General features: G+C 64.9%; 14 protein-coding genes. 5 read left to right on the top strand and 9 right to left on the bottom strand.

Going from position 1 to position 17,498, the window contains the following annotated elements; translation table 11 throughout:
* The first annotated feature begins 47 nt into the window (after window positions 1-47).
* Window positions 48-1,517 carry an MDR family MFS transporter gene (locus AC5WEY_RS10305; RefSeq protein WP_495645839.1) on the top strand — a complete coding sequence of 490 codons (1,470 nt, stop codon included), beginning with the start codon at window positions 48-50 and terminating at the stop codon, window positions 1,515-1,517.
* Between the two features lies 1 nt (window position 1,518).
* Here the strand turns inward: AC5WEY_RS10305 and AC5WEY_RS10300 are convergent, their stop codons facing one another.
* The 4 genes from AC5WEY_RS10300 to pdhA are packed head-to-tail and all read right to left on the bottom strand — an operon-like array spanning window position 1,519 to window position 7,127.
* On the bottom strand, window positions 1,519-3,666 hold the full coding sequence (locus AC5WEY_RS10300; protein WP_495645838.1) for a thiamine pyrophosphate-dependent enzyme: 2,148 nt from the start codon (window positions 3,664-3,666) through the stop codon (window positions 1,519-1,521).
* A 52-nt stretch (window positions 3,667-3,718) separates the two neighbouring features.
* Entirely contained in the window at window positions 3,719-4,999 is a 1,281-nt protein-coding gene (locus AC5WEY_RS10295; RefSeq protein ID WP_495645837.1) for a dihydrolipoamide acetyltransferase family protein, read from the bottom strand.
* A 44-nt stretch (window positions 5,000-5,043) separates the two neighbouring features.
* Window positions 5,044-6,048 carry an alpha-ketoacid dehydrogenase subunit beta gene (locus AC5WEY_RS10290; protein ID WP_495645836.1) on the bottom strand — a complete coding sequence of 335 codons (1,005 nt, stop codon included), beginning with the start codon at window positions 6,046-6,048 and terminating at the stop codon, window positions 5,044-5,046.
* Window positions 6,045-7,127, bottom strand: a complete 1,083-nt coding sequence (gene pdhA, locus AC5WEY_RS10285; protein ID WP_495645835.1) for a pyruvate dehydrogenase (acetyl-transferring) E1 component subunit alpha — start codon at window positions 7,125-7,127, stop codon at window positions 6,045-6,047. Before pdhA ends, AC5WEY_RS10290 begins: the two co-directional genes overlap by 4 nt.
* A 134-nt stretch (window positions 7,128-7,261) precedes the next feature.
* On the opposite strand from pdhA, the gene AC5WEY_RS10280 reads away from it, so the two are divergent.
* Window positions 7,262-7,741, top strand: a complete 480-nt coding sequence (locus AC5WEY_RS10280) for an Lrp/AsnC family transcriptional regulator (protein ID WP_495645834.1) — start codon at window positions 7,262-7,264, stop codon at window positions 7,739-7,741.
* 247 nt (window positions 7,742-7,988) lie between these two features.
* Entirely contained in the window at window positions 7,989-9,017 is a 1,029-nt protein-coding gene (locus AC5WEY_RS10275; RefSeq protein WP_495646527.1) for a Glu/Leu/Phe/Val family dehydrogenase, read from the top strand.
* A gap of 89 nt (window positions 9,018-9,106) precedes the next feature.
* Here AC5WEY_RS10275 and AC5WEY_RS10270 read toward each other — a convergent pair whose 3' ends face one another.
* Both AC5WEY_RS10270 and gabT read right to left on the bottom strand, forming a co-directional pair.
* Entirely contained in the window at window positions 9,107-10,558 is a 1,452-nt protein-coding gene (locus AC5WEY_RS10270) for an NAD-dependent succinate-semialdehyde dehydrogenase (protein WP_495645833.1), read from the bottom strand.
* 1 nt (window position 10,559) lies between these two features.
* Window positions 10,560-11,924, bottom strand: coding sequence for a 4-aminobutyrate--2-oxoglutarate transaminase (gabT, locus tag AC5WEY_RS10265; protein ID WP_495645832.1), 1,365 nt, complete (start codon window positions 11,922-11,924; stop codon window positions 10,560-10,562).
* Window positions 11,925-12,053: 129 nt separating this feature from the next.
* Here gabT and AC5WEY_RS10260 point away from each other — a divergent pair, with 129 nt between their 5' ends.
* The gene (locus AC5WEY_RS10260; protein ID WP_495645831.1) at window positions 12,054-13,538 is read left to right on the top strand and encodes a PucR family transcriptional regulator; all 1,485 of its coding nucleotides are present in this window, start codon (window positions 12,054-12,056) and stop codon (window positions 13,536-13,538) included.
* A 28-nt stretch (window positions 13,539-13,566) separates the two neighbouring features.
* Window positions 13,567-14,277: a YoaK family protein gene (locus AC5WEY_RS10255; protein ID WP_495645830.1), complete on the top strand. Its 711-nt coding sequence runs from the start codon at window positions 13,567-13,569 to the stop codon at window positions 14,275-14,277.
* On the opposite strand, the gene AC5WEY_RS10250 is transcribed toward AC5WEY_RS10255, so the two are convergent.
* From AC5WEY_RS10250 to AC5WEY_RS10240, 3 genes are read right to left on the bottom strand one after another with little or no spacing between them, the layout of a single operon-like run.
* Window positions 14,274-15,959: a flavin monoamine oxidase family protein gene (locus tag AC5WEY_RS10250; protein ID WP_495645829.1), complete on the bottom strand. Its 1,686-nt coding sequence runs from the start codon at window positions 15,957-15,959 to the stop codon at window positions 14,274-14,276. The two genes, AC5WEY_RS10255 and AC5WEY_RS10250, sit on opposite strands and share 4 nt — an antisense overlap.
* Window positions 15,956-16,777, bottom strand: coding sequence for a carbon-nitrogen hydrolase family protein (locus AC5WEY_RS10245; RefSeq protein ID WP_495645828.1), 822 nt, complete (start codon window positions 16,775-16,777; stop codon window positions 15,956-15,958). The genes AC5WEY_RS10250 and AC5WEY_RS10245 overlap by 4 nt, the downstream gene beginning before the upstream one ends.
* Window positions 16,774-17,394 (bottom strand): helix-turn-helix domain-containing protein, encoded by a 621-nt coding sequence (locus tag AC5WEY_RS10240; RefSeq protein WP_057475744.1) that lies wholly within the window; start codon window positions 17,392-17,394, stop codon window positions 16,774-16,776. The genes AC5WEY_RS10245 and AC5WEY_RS10240 overlap by 4 nt, the downstream gene beginning before the upstream one ends.
* Window positions 17,395-17,498: the final 104 nt, after the last annotated feature.

The following is a 17,498-nucleotide window of genomic DNA, read 5'->3' as shown; positions in this document are numbered from 1 at the left end:
AGAGTCAGCTCCACAATTAGCACCCATAACCCGAAAGTTCTCGCCACATGACCACATCTGACATCGACCGGACACCCGACGCGCAACTCGCTCCGGGCAGCAAGTTACTGATCGGCATCCTTGTCATCGCGGCGTTCGTCATGATCCTCAACGAAACGATCATGAGCGTGGCGCTGCCCACCCTGATGGTCGACCTGACTATCTCAGCGACGACGGCGCAGTGGCTCACCACCGGATTTCTGCTGACGATGGCGGTCGTCATCCCCGTCACCGGCTTCCTGTTCCAGCGCTTCACTCTGCGTCAGGTGTTCGTAGCGGCAATGACGCTGTTCACCGTCGGCACTCTGCTCGCTGCTTCAGCGCCGGGCTTCGAAATGCTCCTGCTCGGACGCATCACTCAGGCCAGCGGCACGGCGATCATGTTGCCGCTGTTGATGACCACCGTCCTCACTGTGGTTCCAGCGCACAAGCGCGGCGCGATGATGGGCGTGATCTCCATCGTCATCGCTGTGGCACCCGCGATCGGTCCGACGATCTCGGGAGTCATCCTCGATTCGCTGGACTGGCGTTGGATGTTCTGGCTCGTACTTCCGATCGCACTCATCGCGTTCGCCATCGGGACCACTCTGGTGAAAAACGTGACCGAGACCAGTCGGCCGTCGTTCGATCCAGCCTCGGTCGTGTTGTCCGCGTTGGCTTTCGGCGGCATCGTCTACGGGTTGAGCAGCCTGGGCCACTCGGCCGAGGAGTCCGTGGTGCCGGTATGGCTGCCGCTGATCGTCGGCATCGTCGCACTGGTGGTGTTCGTTCTCCGGCAGGTCTCGCGTCAGGAGCAGGGCGGCGCGTTGCTGGACATGCGACCATTTCGCACTCCCACCTTCAGCATCGGACTCGGCATGATCGCGATTTCGATGATGGCCTTGTTCGGAGCACTGATCCTGCTACCGATGTATCTGCAGAACGTCCGCGGACTCGACACTCTCGACACCGGACTGATGCTGCTACCCGGCGGACTGCTGATGGGGCTGCTCGCACCGTTCGTCGGGCGCATCTTCGATCGAATCGGGCCGCGTCCCTTGGTCATTCCCGGTGCAGTGGTGGTGAGCGGCGCGCTCTGGTCGATGACCGTCCTGGACGCGCAGACTGCATTGCCGCTCGTGATCGGTATCCACATGTTGCTCTCGGCGGGTCTGGCTCTCATCATGACGCCGCTCATGACCTCGTCGCTGGGATCGCTACCCACCCAGCTGTACTCGCACGGCAGTGCCATCTTCAGCACGGTTCAGCAGCTGGCCGGTGCTGCCGGTACCGCACTGTTCGTCACCGTGATGTCCAACACGGCGGCAGCCGAAATCGCCGACGGCGCAAACACTGCGGGCGGCTCGGAGGCCGGTATCCACACCGCATTCCTCTACGGCGGGGCCGTATCACTGGTGGCAGTCGCCGCGTCGTTCTTCATCCGGGCACCGGCACGCAGCGACAGCGATGCGCCCACCGCCGCACAATCGGTTCACTAGGTCAACCGACGTCCATCATCCGCACGGCCGCCGCGACGATGTCGTCCTCCGACAGGAGGACGAGATCGGCCGCGCCGCCGAGAGGGACGAACGAATTCGCGCTCGAGACTCGGGTGATGGCACCGTCGTAGCCGCCCTCGACGAGAGCGGTCACGACCCCCTCCCCGACTCCCCCGTCGTGCCGGGTCTCGTCGGCGATCAGCACTCGATCGAAACGTGCCAGCCGGTGCAACAGATCCTCGGCCGGCAGGGGAACTATCCAACGTAGGTCCACGACCGTCACCGCAATCCCGCGTTCGAGCAATGTCGACGCCGCGCATCGGCTCATCACCACTCCGTTACCGAACGTGACGATGACCAGATCATCGCCATCGAGATACGTACCAACTGTGCCGAATTCGGTCGAGACATTGTCGGCACAGCGCAATGCACCGTCCCCGTCGAGAAGGTCGGTGCGGTGATAGAGCGCAATGGGCTCCAGAAATACGCACACTCGCCCCTCTTCAACGGCCAGTGCCACACAGGTTCTCAGAAGACCGGCGGCCTCGGCCGCCGAACTCGGAACCGCAACCACGATGCCCGGAATGTCGCGTAGAACGGCGACCGCGTTGTCGTTGTGGAAGTGCCCACCGAAACCGCGTTGATACGCCAGACCGGCGACACGCACGACCATCCCGTTGGTGAACTGCGCATCCGAGAAGAACTTGAGCGACGCGGCCTCACCGCGCAATTGGTCCTCGGCATTGTGCAGGTACGCCAAATACTGAATCTCCGGTATCGGGACGAAGCCGGCGAGCGCAGCACCCAGGGCGGTGCCGAGCACCGTCTGCTCGTCGAGCAGAGTGTCGAAAACTCGTGCTGCGCCGAACTTCTTGCGCAAACCCTTCGTGACGCCGTACACGCCACCTTTGACGGCCACGTCCTCGCCGAACACGAGCACGTCCGGTCGCGCCGTCATGATGTCGGTGAGGGTCCGGTTGATCATGGCGGCGAGTGTCAGACGGTCCCTGCCCACTGCAGGTCGCAGGCTCTGCTCGGTGGCGGTTACAGCGGTCGGTCGCCGATCGGTCAGCGGAGCCATCACCGCCTCTGCGGTCGCCAGTCGCGCCGTTTCGCCGGAGCGCAGGGAGTCGACCGTCGCCTCGGCCTCGCTCATCACGGTCTTGCGCATCGCCTGGTAGCGGCCCTCGACGTCGGCGACGGTCAGGATCCCGGCGTCGACCAACGCACGAGCACTGGTCAGCAACGGATCGCGCTCGTAGTCACCGATGATGTCCGCACTCGAGCGGTAGGCGAGTTCGGCATCCGAGCCGGCGTGTCCCATCAGCCGCACCGTCTCGAGGTGGAGCACCACTGGACGCCGCCGATTGCGCACCCTAGCGACGGCGGAGTCGACGGTGCGCATCAGTGCTACCGGATCGTCGCCGTCGGCACGCACGTACTCGATCGACGGAAATCGGCAGAGCGACTGAGCGATCCATCCCCGCGGCGATCGGGTACTGATGCCGATCCCGTTGTCCTCGCAGACGAACAGGATCGGCATCGGAACGGACTGATGCGCACAGTAGGCAGCCGAATTGAGCGCACCCACCGTCGTCGAGTGGTTGGCCGAAGCGTCGCCGAAGCTGCACACCACAACGGCGTTCTCGGGCCATGGAGTGCGATGACGCAGCGCCTTCGCCCGACCGAGCGCGAACGCCAGACCGACCGCGCGCGGCACCTGGGATCCGATGGTCGACGTCTGCGGGACGATGCCCAGAGCTGGATGTCCGAACACCTTGTGGCGTCCGCCGGACATGGGGTCGCGAGTCGAGGCGACCAGACTCGCCAGCACGTCCCGGATGGGGGTCGAATCCGAATACTGTTGTGCACGTGCGGCATAGAAGCCACCGGAGCGGTAGTGCAGTAGCGCCGGGTCGGTGATCTCGGTTGCTGCCCCGACGGCTGCGTTGGCTTCGTGGCCGGACGATCCGATGGTGTAGTAACCGAAGCCCTCGGATTGCAACCACCGAGCCGCGAAGTCGAGATGCCGGCTGGCGAGCTGCGCATCGAAGTACCGGAGCAGACGATCCGGGTCGGCGACGACGGAGCCACCGGACCGGGCGGACCGAACCTGCTTCAGGAAGTACTCGTCGATCGCCTCGGCCACTCTCGCACCCTTGTCTCTGTCGAGCTGTCTCCAGCGAGCCGAGCTGCGTGCATCAGCTCAAGGCGATCATATCCATCGGGGTGCCGAACAACCGACCGACGAGCGCGAGGAACTGCGATCCCTGCTGACCGTCGACGAGACGGTGATCGAACGACAGCGACAGCGTCGTCACCGAACGCAGAGCGATGGCACCCTCGTATTCCCACGGCATTCGGCGAATCGAACCGAAGCACAGGATGGCCGCTTCGCCGGGATTGAGAATGGGCGTGCCGGCGTCGACTCCGAACACGCCGACGTTGGTGATCGTGATTGTGCCGTCGGCGAGGTCGGCCGGACTGCTCTTGCCTTCCTTCGCGGTACGCGTCAGATCTGCCAGTGCACGCGCGATGTCCACCAACGAGAGCTCGTGTGCGTCCTTGATGTTCGGCACCATCAGGCCGCGTGGAGTCGCCGCGGCGATGCCGAGGTTGACGTAGTGCTTGGTGACGATCTCCTGCGCCGCCTCGTCCCAGGACGAGTTGAGCGACGGATTCGATTTCAGGGCAACGAGAACTGCCTTGGACACCAGTGCCAGCGGTGTCAGCCGCACATCCGTGAAGTGGTCGGACGCTCGCAGCGAATCCAGCAGTTCCAGGGTCTCGGTGACGTCCACCGTGACGAACTCGGTGACGTGCGGGGCCGTGAACGCACTGCGCACCATCGCATCCGCCGTGTGCTTGCGCACTCCCTTGATCGGGGTGCGCTCTTCGCGGCCGCGCCTCTGAGGGACCAGCTCGGCGGCCGTGGGTTCGCCCTGCAGGTACGACTCGATGTCCTCGCGGGTGACGTCGCCGCGGACTCCGCTCGCGGGTACCTCCGCAAGATCGACGGCGTTGTCCTTGGCCAACTTTCGGACCGGCGGTGCGGCGAGCGGCTTTCCGTTCTGCCCGTTCGGTGCCGCAGTGACCGGTGGTGTTCCCCGACCGCCGCGTCGACTGGAGCCCTCTTTCGCCACGCCGTAGCCGACGAGAACCGGGACGCGCTCGTCACTGTCTTCGGCCGGGCTTGCTTCCTCCACAGCTGGTGCGGGTGTGTCATCTTCGCTGTCGCCGCCGACTCGGATGTCGATGATCGGTACCCCGACCTCGACGGTGTCACCCTCCGAGACATGCAGCGCGACAACCACCCCCGCGAACGGTGACGGAAGTTCGACGGCAGCCTTGGCCGTTTCGACCTCGGCGATGTTCTGGTTCAACTCGATCGTGTCACCGACGGCGACGAGCCAGGTCAACAGGTCGGCCTCGGTGAGGCCCTCCCCGAGATCGGGCAACGGAAAACTCTGGATGGTGGGCATCGTCGAATCCTGTTCGGTGTCTGTCGGCGGCAGCGAGCGGAAGGTCAGTGGGAGCGGCAGCGGTCGACCGCGTCGAGAATCCGGTCGACGTCGGGGAGATAGAACTTCTCGAGCTTCGACGCGGGGTACGGGGTCCCGAAGCCACCGACGCGCAGCACCGGTGCCTCCAGGTTGTAGAAGCACCGTTCCGAGATCCGTGCGGCGATTTCGGAGCCGATACCCATAAACACCGGTGCCTCGTGGGTGACGACCAGACGTCCGGTCTTGCGCACCGAGGCTTCGATGGTCTCGAAGTCGATCGGGGAAAGTGAACGCAGATCGACGACCTCGATGGAGATTCCCTCGTGGGCAGCAACTTCGGCGGCCTTGCGGGCGGTCGCGACAAGCGGGCCGTACGCGATGAGGGTGATGTCGGTGCCCTCGGTGACCACCCGTGCCCGGTGCAGCGGGTACGACGCGTCGAGGTCGGTGGAGTCCAGGTCGATCGCGCTCTTCTCCCAGTATCGCCGCTTCGGCTCGAAGAACAACACGGGGTCGTCGCTGGCAATGGCCTGTTGGATCATCGAGTAGCCATCTGCGGAATTGCTGCAGGTGACGACACGAAGGCCCGCGGTCTGCGCGAAGTAGCCCTCGGGAGACTCCGAGTGATGTTCGACGGCACCGATTCCGCCGCCGTAGGGCACGCGAATCGTCATCGGAATCTTCACGTTGCCACTCGTGCGGTAGTGCAATTTGGCGACCTGCGAGACGATCTGGTCGAAGGCCGGGTAGATGAACCCGTCGAACTGGATCTCGCACACCGGCCGGAATCCCCGCATCGCGAGTCCGACTGCGGTGCCGATGATGCCGGATTCGGCCAGCGGCATGTCGAGAACGCGGCCGGGTCCGAAGTCCTTCTGCAGCCCGTCGGTGATGCGGAAGACGCCGCCGAGCTTGCCGATGTCCTCACCCATCAGCAGGACTTTCGGGTCGTTCTCCATCGCTCGTCGCAGACCTGCATTGATGGCCTTGCCCAACGGAAGACTGGTGGGCCGTTCCAGGGTGGTCATGACGTTGCTCCTTCGAATCCAGCTTGGTACGAGGCGAATTGGGCCCGCTCGTCGTCCAGGAGGGGGTGTGGATCGGCGTAGACGTTGTCGAACACCGACATCGCTTCCGGCTCGACGGTCTCGAGGCACCCACGGCGGAGTTCCGCAGCGACGTCGTCGGCGGTGCGCTTCACCGAAGCGGCGAACGCGTCGTCGAACACGCCGATTCGCTTGAGCAGCTTCTCGATTCGGTCGATCGGATCCTTCGCGCGCCACTCGTCGTCGGTGGCACCCGACCGATACCGCGTCGGATCGTCGGATGTGGTGTGCGGGCCCATCCGGTAGGTGACGGCCTCGATGAGCGTCGGGCCGCTGCCTTCTCGGGCTCGAGCGAGGGCTGCCCTGGTCACGGCCAGGACGGCGAGGACGTCGTTGCCGTCGACACGCACCGACGGGATTCCGTATCCCTCGCCGCGTGCGGCGATCGTCGTCTTGGTCTGTACCGTCACCGGTTCGGAGATCGCCCACTGATTGTTCTGACAGAAGAACACCACCGGCGCGTGGAAACTGGCGGCGAAACCGAGTGCTTCGGAGATGTCGCCCTGGCTGGTTGCACCGTCTCCGAAGTAGGTGATGGCCGCGCCTTCGGCTCCCTCGAGTTGCATGCCGATGGCGTATCCGGTTGCGTGCAAGCCCTGAGATCCGACGATGATCGCCGGCGTGGTCATGCGGTATTCGTACGGGTCCCAGCCGGACAGCGTCGATCCGCGCCAGAACCGGAGCATCTGGGTGGGGTCCACTCCGCGGCAGTAGGCGACGCCGTGCTCGCGGTAGCTCGCGAATACGAAGTCCTCGGTGTCGAGCGCACGAGCGGATCCGACCTGCGCCGCTTCCTGACCGAGCAACGGTGCCCACAGACCCAGTTCGCCCTGCCGCTGCAACGCGGTGGCCTCGGCATCGATGCGCCGGACGACGACGAGATCGCGGTACATCTCCATCATCGCGGCCGTGTCGATATCGGCGACGAGAGGCGAGTAGGTCTCGTTGCGCACCACTGTTCCCGATTCTTTGATCAGTTGAACCAGCGAGTTGGTGTTCATGGTCCTGGCACTCTCCGTCCTGATGTGATGTCCTTCACAAGGACACCACCGACATCCAGAGTGCACAAGTGATGACTTCACAACTGCGCAGCCTGCACAATATTGGGTAACGACCGAGCTACAGAAAGTGCGCAATGACCGATTTGGACAAGACCGACGCCAAGCTTCTCCTCGCACTGTGTGCGAAGCCACGGGCCACCGGGGTCGAACTCGCGACGACACTGGGCTTGTCGCGCAACACCGTCCAAGCGCGTCTCGGTCGATGGGACGACAAGGGATCTCTCACCCCGATCGATCACCGCATCCCACCGAAGTCGCTGGGGCGACCCCTGCAGGCGTTCGTCACCGCACGGGTCAGTCAGCACATGCTGGCCGCGGTCACCGAGAATCTCCGCACCATCCCCGAGGTACTCGAGGTGTTCGGACTGTCCGGAGCTGCAGATATGCACATCCGCATCGCCGCCGTCGACGCCGACGACCTGTATCGCATAGCCGGCTTGATTCTCGAGATACCCGGAGTCGAGCGCACCAACATGTCCATCGCCATGTCGGAATTGATCCAATACCGCACCAAGCCGTTGCTCGAACAGCTCGCCGAAGACGGCCGACGCTGAGCAGGCAGACCAGCTCTGCCAGACCGATTCGCTCGCCACCGTGCAAGATGCATGATCTCGGCAACGGCGGTTGACCAGCGTGCACGTTCACGGCAGCCTTCGACGGACATGATCCCGGATACCACCCATTTCCGGTACCGCCGCCTCACCACCGAAAGAGACGCCTGTGTCCGTCGTTGCCGACCGCCCCGCCGCCGTGACCACCCCGCCCGACCACCTGCAGTCAGGTGTCTTCGATCGTTCCGATATGCCGCGCGACTCCGCGCACGAGCGTGTCGTGTTCTGCCAGGATCGCGACACCGGGCTGCGCGCGATCATCGCGGTGCATTCCACGACCCTGGGACCGGCGCTCGGTGGAACGCGCTTCTACCCCTACGCATCCGAGCAGGATGCGCTGACCGATGTACTGCGGCTCTCCCGCGGAATGACGTACAAGGCAGCCGTCGCGGGCGTCGATCTCGGCGGCGGAAAAGCCGTGATCCTCGGTGATCCCAACGCCATCAAGACCCCGACGCTGTTGAACGCATACGGTCGATTCGTCGAGTCCCTCGGCGGAACCTACGTCACCGCAGGCGACGTGGGCACCAACAGCAACGATCTCGACATCATCGCCGAAGAGACGGCGCACGTCGTCGGCAAGAACACCACCGCGGGCGGCACCGGAGACAGCGGTCCACAGACCGCACTCGGAGTCTTCCTGTCACTCCGGGCAGCAGCCGAATCGGTCTGGGGCTCCGACGATCTGACCGGCAAGCGCGTCGGCGTCGAGGGGGCAGGCAAAGTGGGGTACAACCTCGTGGCCCTGCTTCGTGACGCCGGTGCCGACGTGCTCGTGAGCGACTCCTACGCACCCGCACTCGATCGCATCGCCCTGGACTTCCCCGGGGTCACCATCGGATCCGACATCATCGGTGCGGATGTCGACGTCTACGCACCGTGCGCCATGGGTGCCACCCTCGACGCGACCTCGGTGGCCCGGTTGTCGGCATCCATCGTCTGCGGTGCAGCGAACAATCAGCTGCTCACACCCGAGGTCGAGGCAATGCTGGCGGCGCGCGGAATCGTGTGGGTACCGGACTACGTCGCCAATGCCGGTGGACTGATCCAGGTGGAAGGCGAACTGCGCGGCAAGGATTCGGCCCAGGTGATGGCCACGATCGGGAAGATCCGCGACACCGTCTCCGGCATCTTCGCCATCGCGCGTGCCGAGGGCATTCTGCTGGGAGCCGCAGCCGATCGTCTGGCCGAAGACCGGATCGCCGCCGCGCAGGGCTGAGAGCGGGCCGGCACGTGTCGCTCCACTCCCGGCCGTCGATCGGAGTTCTCCGCACGGACGGTCGCAGAGTGGAGCGCTATGTGCGCCGGCTACTGCAGCGCGATGTACTTGGTTTCGAGGTATTCCTCGATGCCCTCCGACCCGCCTTCGCGCCCGAAGCCCGATTCCTTGACGCCACCGAACGGGGCAGCCGCGTCCGAGATCGCACCGCGATTGACCCCGACCATGCCGGTGTCCAGAGCCTCCGACACCCGGAGGGCGCGGTCGAGGTTCTCGGTGTAGAAGTACGCCACCAACCCGTAACGGGTGTCGTTGGCGGCCTCCACCGCCTCGTCCTCGGTGTCGAATCCGATCACGGCCGCGACGGGTCCGAAGATCTCGTCCTGCAACAGATTCGCATCCGCCGGGATACTGTCGAGAACCGTCGGCGTGAAGAAGAATCCGGGCCCGTCCGGTGCTGTGCCGCCCGTGCGCACCCGAGCACCCTTCGCGACGGCATCGTCGACCAAGGCTGTGACCGTTCTACGCTGTTTGTCGTTGATGAGCGGCCCGATGTCGGTGCCCTCTCGGTCACCCGCACCGACCGTCAAGGCCTCGATTCGCGCCGTCAATTTCGTGGTGAATTCCTCCCGCACCGAGTTCGCGACATACAGGCGGTTGGCTGCCGTGCAGGCCTCGCCGCCGTTGCGCATCTTGGCGAGCATCGCCCCGTCCACGGCCGCGTCGATATCCGCGTCGTCGAACACGATGAAGGGGGCATTGCCACCGAGCTCCATCGACGTTCGAAGCAAACGGTCGGCTGCGTTGCGTACCAACAGCTTTCCGACTCCGGTCGATCCGGTGAACGTGACCTTCCTCAGTCTCGGGTCGTCCATCAGCGGTCCGGTGACCGCCGCAGCGTCGGAGGCCGGAAGTATCGAGAGCACCCCACTGGGCAACCCCGCATCGGCGAACACCTGCCCGAGAAGGAGCATCGTGAGCGGAGTGTCCTCGGCCGGCTTGACGATGACGGTGCATCCGGCAGCCAGGGCGGGCCCGATCTTGCGCGTTCCCATGGCCAACGGAAAGTTCCACGGGGTGATGGCCAGCACCGGGCCGACGGGCATCTTGGTCACCAGAATTCGGCCGTTGCCTGCCGGCGCAGGGGTGTATCGTCCGCCGATCCGAACGGCTTCCTCGCTGAACCAGCGTAGGAATTCGCCGCCGTAATTCACTTCACCGCGGCTCTCCGCCAACGACTTCCCCATTTCGAGGGTCATCAACAAAGCGAAATCGGCGGCGCGCGCCTGCAGCAGGTCGAAGGCACGCCGCAGAATCTCCGCCCGCTCGCGGGCCGGAGTTGCCGCCCACCCTCCCTGTGCCGCAGCCGCCAGATCGAGCGCGGTGATCCCGTCGGCCGCCGTGGCGTCGGCGACGGTGGTCAACTCCTCGCCGGTCGCCGGGTTCAGTACCGAGAATCGGGCACCCGACGCCGACGGAGACTGGGCTCCGCCGAGCCAGAGATCGGTGGGCAGCGAGGCGATCAAATCCTGAGCCGACATGTCAGTTCCCCTGTGCCACAGAGCGAAGTGCACCTTCGAGGACGGTGAGCGCGTCGTCCAACAGCTCGTCGGACATCACCAGGGGCGGCAGCAAGCGGATGACGTTGCCGTAGGTACCGCACGTCAACACGATCACCCCGGCCTCGAGTGCCGCAGCCGCAACGGCTTTGGTGGCCTCGGGGTTGGGCTCGCGTCCACCGGGCACCACCAGTTCGACGGCCAGCATGGCTCCGCGTCCGCGAATGTCACCGATGATGGAGACGTCCGGAGTCAACGCATGCAGTCGGTCGAGCACGATGCGTTCGATCTCGCGGGCGCGGGCATTGAGGTCGAGCGTCTCCATCTGTTCGATGGACGCCAGAGCGGCGGCGCACGCGACGGGGTTGCCGCCGTACGTCCCGCCGAGTCCGCCGGGGTGCACGGCGTCGATCAGGTCGGCGCGGCCGGTGACCGCAGCCAGCGGCATTCCGCCCGCGATGCCCTTCGCCATGGTGATCAGGTCCGGCACGACGCCCTCGTGCTCACTGGCGAACCAGGCACCGGTTCGGGTGAATCCGGATTGCACCTCGTCGGCGATGAAGACGACGTCGTTCTCGCGCGCCCAGTTCGCCAGTGCCGGCAGGAACCCTTCGGCCGGTACGACGAAGCCGCCCTCACCCTGAATCGGCTCGATGAGGATGGCCGCGAGATTGGCTGCGCCCACCTGCTTCTCGATGACCGAGATTGCTCGTGCGGCAGCCTGCGCGCCGGTGACCGTAGAACCGTCGGCGTTGAGTCCTTCCCGGAAGGGGTAGGACATCGGGGCCCGATAGACCTCGGGAGCGAACGGCCCGAAACCGCTCTTGTACGGCATCGACTTCGAGGTCAGTGCCATCGTCAGGTTGGTGCGGCCGTGGTAGGCGTGGTCGAACACGGCGACCGCTGTGCGTCCGGTGGCGTGCCGGGCGATCTTGACCGCATTCTCGACTGCCTCGGCACCGCTGTTGAACAGGACCGTGCGCTTGTCGTGATCTCCGGGGGTGAGCTCGGCCAACTTCTCGGCAACGGCGATGTACCCCTCGTACGGCGCGATCATGAAGCAGGTGTGAGTGAAGTGCGCGACCTGATCCTGCACGGCGGCAACGACAGCCGGGTTCGAGGCACCGACGGTCGTCACGGCGATTCCGGCACCGAGATCGATCAGCGAGTTTCCGTCCACATCGACGACGACGCCGCCGTCCGCGTCCGCCACATAAACCGGCAGCGTCGACGCAACGCCTGCACCGACGACGGCCTTGCGGCGTTCCGCCAATGCCGACGACTTGGGTCCGGGGAACGCGGTGACGATGTTGCGCTCTTGCGGAAGTCGGTACTCGATCGAGGCCATGGTCGCACCTTTCATCTGGGCTGGTCCAGCAAGTATGCGGCTGTTCGATCGCCGCGTCGGCTGCCATTTCGTCCAACCCATAGGCCGATCACACTCCGTTTCGTCGACCCTGGGATTACAGTGCGAGAGGTGAGCGTGCAGATGTCCTGGCTGCTGAGGCAGCGACACCTTCGACTGAGTCATCGCGGCGGACCCGAGCGCAGTTCTGCGTCCATCACCTTCGCGCAAGCAACCGAACTGATCGACCCCAGCCCCTGGCTATCGGGTGGCGAGCTGATTCTGACGACCGGGCTGGGCTTGGACTCCGACGGTCCCGCGCTCGACACCTACGTTCGCACCCTGTCGACCGCGGGTGTCGCGTGCCTCGGATTCGGAACCGGTCTGTCCCACAGCACTATTCCCCAACACATTCTCGACGCCGCAGACGACGTGGGCCTGCCGGTCGTGGAAGTTCCGTACGACACTCCGTTCGCTGCCGTCATTCGGGCGGTCATGAAGCGAATCTCCGAGCAGGAGTACGAGCAGGTCGTTCGCGCTGCGTCGGTGCAGAACCGCATCACCCGGGCAGCTCTGCACGGCGGCGTCGACGCGATCGTCCGGGAACTCGCCGTTGCGACATCGACATCGGTGGCATTGATCGGCCGGCGCACCGAATCGTTCCATCCGACAGACGCATCGAACCTCGTCGACCAGGCTCGTGACATCGCTCGCAGCATCCGTCCGTCGGCGTCGCCCGCCACGGTCTCGGTGAGCGAACCGGGTCGCACGGTGAGTCTGCATTCTGTCCCGATCACCGGCAGCGCTGCGACTTTCCTGGCCATCCGCACCGCTGGACCGATGACCGGCGTCGAGCAAATCCTCCTCGGGCATGCCGTGTCACTGGTGACGCTCGAACTCGAGAAACCGGCGCGCCTACGCGCCGAACAGTCCAGGCTCAACACCCTGGCGCTCGGACTGCTCCTCGACGGACACCTGACCACGGACGTTCCCAGCTACCTCACCGATGCCGCCGACGAGGACTCTCACATCAGGGTGGCGGTGGTTCGCGGACCATCCGAGCGCATCGTCGACGCGATCGATGCCGAGTGTCGGCTCCGGGGGCGGCCCACCTTCGCCCGAACCACCGACACAGGCTGCACGCTTCTGCTCCGCGGCTCCGACGACATCACATTCGTTGCGCGCCTATTGGATTCGTTACCCCGATCGACGTGCGCCGGCCTCAGCTCCCGCCTGCATATCACCGATTCTCCCGCAGCGCTCCGACAAGCCTCGCTCGCCTGCGCGGCTGCCGGATCCCACGATCGCATCGTCGAATTCACCGGATCGATGTTGTTGGCCTCCGAACCGGTGCAGGAGTCGTTGCGCGCCATGGCCGCGGTGACCATCGCCGTGCTGGCCGAGTACGACCGCGTCCACACCGCCGATCTGGTGGCGTCACTTCGGGCCTTCCTCGAGGCCAACGGGCATTGGGAGACCGCGGCCGCGCAATTGTCCGTTCACCGGCACACGCTCCGTAACCGCATCACGCGCTGCGAGGAACTACTCGCGGTGGATCTGACATCCGCGCGGGTGCGCGCGGAGTTGTTGCTCTCACTGCTTGCGACGACGGCGTGACCGTCGGCAATCGTGTCAGGATCTGTCGATGACCACGCCTCGTCCTGAACCCCACATCGCTGTTGCTACTGCGAAGTCGGTTCGACTCGGGGTACTCCTGGCCGCAGTCGGGGGGTTTCTCGACGCCTACACCTACGTCACTCGCGGCGGCGTGTTCGCAGGTGCGCAGACCGGAAACGTGGTCCTTCTCGGCGTCGATGTAGCCGGCGGTCGGTGGGTCGAAGCGCTGGCGTTCCTACCCCCGTTGACGTCATTCGTACTCGGCGTTGCGACCGCGGAGTTCATCGCCTTACCCGCGGTGGCAAAGATCGTGCGACGGCCGGTGCGCGCGGTGCTGGTGTTCGAGATTCTGGTGGTCCTGATCGTCGGCTTTCTCCCGGCCACTGTGCCCGACGCCGTGGTCGCGGTCATCCTCGCGCACGTGGCGGGCGTGCAGGTGACCACCTTTCGCGTGTTGGTGGATTCGCCGTTCAACACCACGATGACTACCGGAAACCTCCGCAGCATGGCGATGGCGGCATTCCATCGGGTCGTAGACCACGATCGCGAGGCCGGCACGCGGGCACGACGGTTCGGCGCGGTGATCTCCGGGTTTCTCGGCGGGGCGATGGTGGGCGCAGCTGCGGTAGAACTGTTCGGGCTACGAGCGATCTGGGTCGTAGCCCTGATGTTGACGATCGCGTTGGCGCTGTTCGTGTTCGACGAGCGAGCACCGCGGTCGCTGCCGCCGAAGGGCTAGTCGCCCAATCGAAGTGGCGCAATGGCCTCGAATACGTCGCCCGGTCCCGGATTGCCCTCGGCCGAAGAACCGCCCAGATGATGCACGACGCCCCACACCGCATTCAGGGCCGTATGAATTGCACCTTCCGCCCAGCCCGCGGTCCACGAGATGTCGTCGCCGGCCAGGAATATCCCTCGGTGTCGGGGGTCGAGCTCGTCCTGCACGAAGTGGGTGAACAGTCTTTCCTGGTAGCGGTAGTGACCCGGCAGGTTCGCCTTGAAGGCCCCCATGAAATCGCGTTCGGTTTCCCAGGACAGCGTCACCGGCGTCGAGATGATGTGGCTGCGGAAATCGACGCCGGGATAGATCTCCTCGAGCGAGCGCAGCATGATGTTCATGCGCTCGGTCGGGTCGAGGGCGAGGAGCTTGAGCGAATCGTCGGACCAGGTGTAGGACAGGCAGATCAGCCCGGGCTTGCCCTCGCCCTGGTCGAGCAGGTAGGTGCCGCGGCTCATTCGGTCGGTCAGCGTCATGCTGACCAGGTCTCGCCCGGTGACCGGATTCTTGTCCTTCCAGAACGGCCGATCGACGAGTGCGAACACTTTGGTCGACCCCATGTAGTGGGTGCGTTCGATGGCGGTCCAGTGATCGATGGGGAACAGATCGTCGTCACATCTGATGTTGCTGAGCAGCATCCAGCTCTGCGCAGTCACAACGGCAGCGGCATAGGTTCGAATGTTGCCGCGGTCGTCGTGGATCGTGGTGCCGCCGTCGGTACGCCTGATCTCGGTGACCCGCGACATCGTGGTGCCGCCGTTCAGGGAGGACACCGACGTACCCGCGGGCCAGTGCGCCATATTCGTGGGCGAGTCGGTCCACAACCGCATCGGCAGTTGCTGTGAACCGCCGACGATTCCGCGATGGTGATCGTCCGCTGCCGTGATGACGACGCGAAGGATCTCGAGAATCGAGTTGGGATAATCGGTGTCCCAACCACCCGTTCCGAAACCCACCTGCCCGAACAACTCTCGCATCCGGAACGACGAGAAGTGCTCGGACGCAGCGAGGAAGCCGTAGAAGGTCTGATCGTCGAACTTCACGATCAGCTCGTTCCAGATTCGCTTGATCTCTACGACGTCCCGCTTGCGAATGGCGCGCTGGAGCGGAATCAGTTCGGCATGGTCCTCGAGCGTCCGGTTCCACGCGTCGGCCACCTCGGCGAAGATCGGCGGCAGGTCGTCGAGCTTGCGTGCATAATGGCTCTCCCCCTTGAGGTCGATCACCGTGCTGGGGGTCACCTCGGCCAGCGGGTTCGGAAACGGTGTCGTCTCGAGCCCGACGGCGTCGAGATAGTGGAACAGCGTGGTCGACGACGGCGGAAACCGCATCGCACCCATCTCGGCCACCACACCGGGGTGCCCCTCGAACGGCACCGAGCGCATGCGCCCACCGATCCGATCCGACTCGTACACAACCGGTTCCAGACCGAGCGCGAGCAACTCGCGCGCGACGACCATCCCTGCGAGTCCGCCGCCGATCACCGCGACCTGGGTACCGAGGGCCGACTCCGGAATGCTCCCGAGACCCGCCGGATGCGCGAGGTAGTCGTCGTACGCGAACGGGAAATCCGGGCCGAACATGGTGAGCGGCTGATCGTTCTCGACTTCGATCGAACTGTCCGGGGTGACGGGTGTGGTCATCGGTCGGTCTCCTGCTCGGCCCGCGAGGGTCCTGTCGGGTAGAGGTCGGTACGGCGATCGGCCAGATGGGTGTTGAAGGAACGGGATCGAGCGAGTTCGCCCGGATCCAGATCCACCGTCAGCAGCTGCTCGTGCGCATCTGCCCGGGCGATGTCCGTGCCGTCCGGCGCAACGGCGCACGTCAGTCCGCAGTACGTCAGACTCGCCTCGAATCCGCAGCGGTTGACGTAGGTGATGAACAGTTGACTCTCGTACGCCCGCGTCGGGACCACGTGGGTTGCGATGATCTCGAACGGCGTCATCAAACCGGTCGGGACGATCAACCAGTGCGTTCCGGCATCGGCGTGGGCACGCACCGTCTCCGGGAATTCGACGTCGTAGCAGGTGAGCAGGCCGCAGCGCAGACCTCCGAAGTCGAACTGCACCAACAGTTCCGGCCCAGGAGTGAAATGCGTGCGATCGAGATCACCGAACAAATGGGTCTTGCGGTACCGCGCGATCGAGCGCCCGGAAGAGTCCACCACTTGCACCGAATTGAACACGGAATCACCGCTGCTCTCGGGATACCCGTACACGATCGCAACAGTCCTCGATTGCGCGATCGCGGCGATGCGCTCGAAGATCGGACCGTCGAACGGTTCGGCGCGCTCGCGCACGAGATCCCCGATGTCGTAGCCACTGGCCGACATCTCCGGCGTCACCAGAATGGACGCCCCTGCTGCGGACGCGCTCGCCGCGGCAGCGTCGATCGCCGCGAGGTTGCTCTCGACATCGCCGGAGAACTCCGGACCCTGGAACAGCGCTGCGGTGACGCTCACGAGGAAGGACCCTGTGTCGTCTCGGGTAACGCCGGGGCCAGAACCCACAACACCTGCGCACCACCGCCGCCCTCGCTGCGAAAACTGTGCGGTCGCCTGGGCGAGAAGGTGAACGCGTCGCCCGCACCGAGCAGAACGTCGTCACCGCCGAAGGTGCCGTCGGGGTCCGCCTCGAAGGTCACCCGCACCTGACCGGACAAGACGTGCACGAAGGTGACGTCCAACGGCAGGGTGTATGCCTCCGCGCCGCTGCCGCCGCCCTCCTCGATATCGCCCAGCAGTACCTGCACACGCCGCTCCCCCGCCGGAGTCAGCAGATATTCCGTCATCGCCTCACCACCGAACACGATGCGCGGCAACGACTGTGCTCGAACGACGTCACCCGCCGGGGCATCGTCGAACAGCGAGCCGACCGGTACGTCGAGCGCAGCACAGACCCGCACCAACGACGCGACCGACGCATTCACCTGATCACGCTCGAGCTTGGAGAGGTACCCCTTGGTCACCCCGCACGTATCGGCGAGCGCGTCCAGGGTCAACCGTTTCTTCTGCCGTGCCTCCTTGAGCCGCGCGCCGATACGCGGTGCGTCGTTCTCGACCGAAGCAGCAACCGACACCGTTATCGCCTCTCAGGAAACTCGTGTTGACAAGATCGAGCATCAGAGTAACGCTTGCCGGGCGAACTGGTCGACCTTCGTCACCGGAGCCCTCGAAATTCGAA

This window comes from Rhodococcoides sp. S146-33, assembly GCF_059489205.1.
Note: the sequence above shows the minus strand (reverse complement) of the source record. Positions and strands in the feature narration are given on the sequence as shown.

Coding starts and splice junctions, on each gene's coding strand:
- AC5WEY_RS10305 (WP_495645839.1), top strand. CDS start 48: ATGACCACATCTGACATCGACCGGACACCCGACGCGCAACTCGCTCCG.
- AC5WEY_RS10295 (WP_495645837.1), bottom strand. CDS start 4,999: ATGCCCACCATCCAGAGTTTTCCGTTGCCCGATCTCGGGGAGGGCCTC.
- AC5WEY_RS10290 (WP_495645836.1), bottom strand. CDS start 6,048: ATGACCACCCTGGAACGGCCCACCAGTCTTCCGTTGGGCAAGGCCATC.
- pdhA (WP_495645835.1), bottom strand. CDS start 7,127: ATGAACACCAACTCGCTGGTTCAACTGATCAAAGAATCGGGAACAGTG.
- AC5WEY_RS10280 (WP_495645834.1), top strand. CDS start 7,262: ATGACCGATTTGGACAAGACCGACGCCAAGCTTCTCCTCGCACTGTGT.
- AC5WEY_RS10275 (WP_495646527.1), top strand. CDS start 7,989: ATGCCGCGCGACTCCGCGCACGAGCGTGTCGTGTTCTGCCAGGATCGC.
- AC5WEY_RS10270 (WP_495645833.1), bottom strand. CDS start 10,558: ATGTCGGCTCAGGATTTGATCGCCTCGCTGCCCACCGATCTCTGGCTC.
- gabT (WP_495645832.1), bottom strand. CDS start 11,924: ATGGCCTCGATCGAGTACCGACTTCCGCAAGAGCGCAACATCGTCACC.
- AC5WEY_RS10255 (WP_495645830.1), top strand. CDS start 13,567: ATGACCACGCCTCGTCCTGAACCCCACATCGCTGTTGCTACTGCGAAG.
- AC5WEY_RS10250 (WP_495645829.1), bottom strand. CDS start 15,959: ATGACCACACCCGTCACCCCGGACAGTTCGATCGAAGTCGAGAACGAT.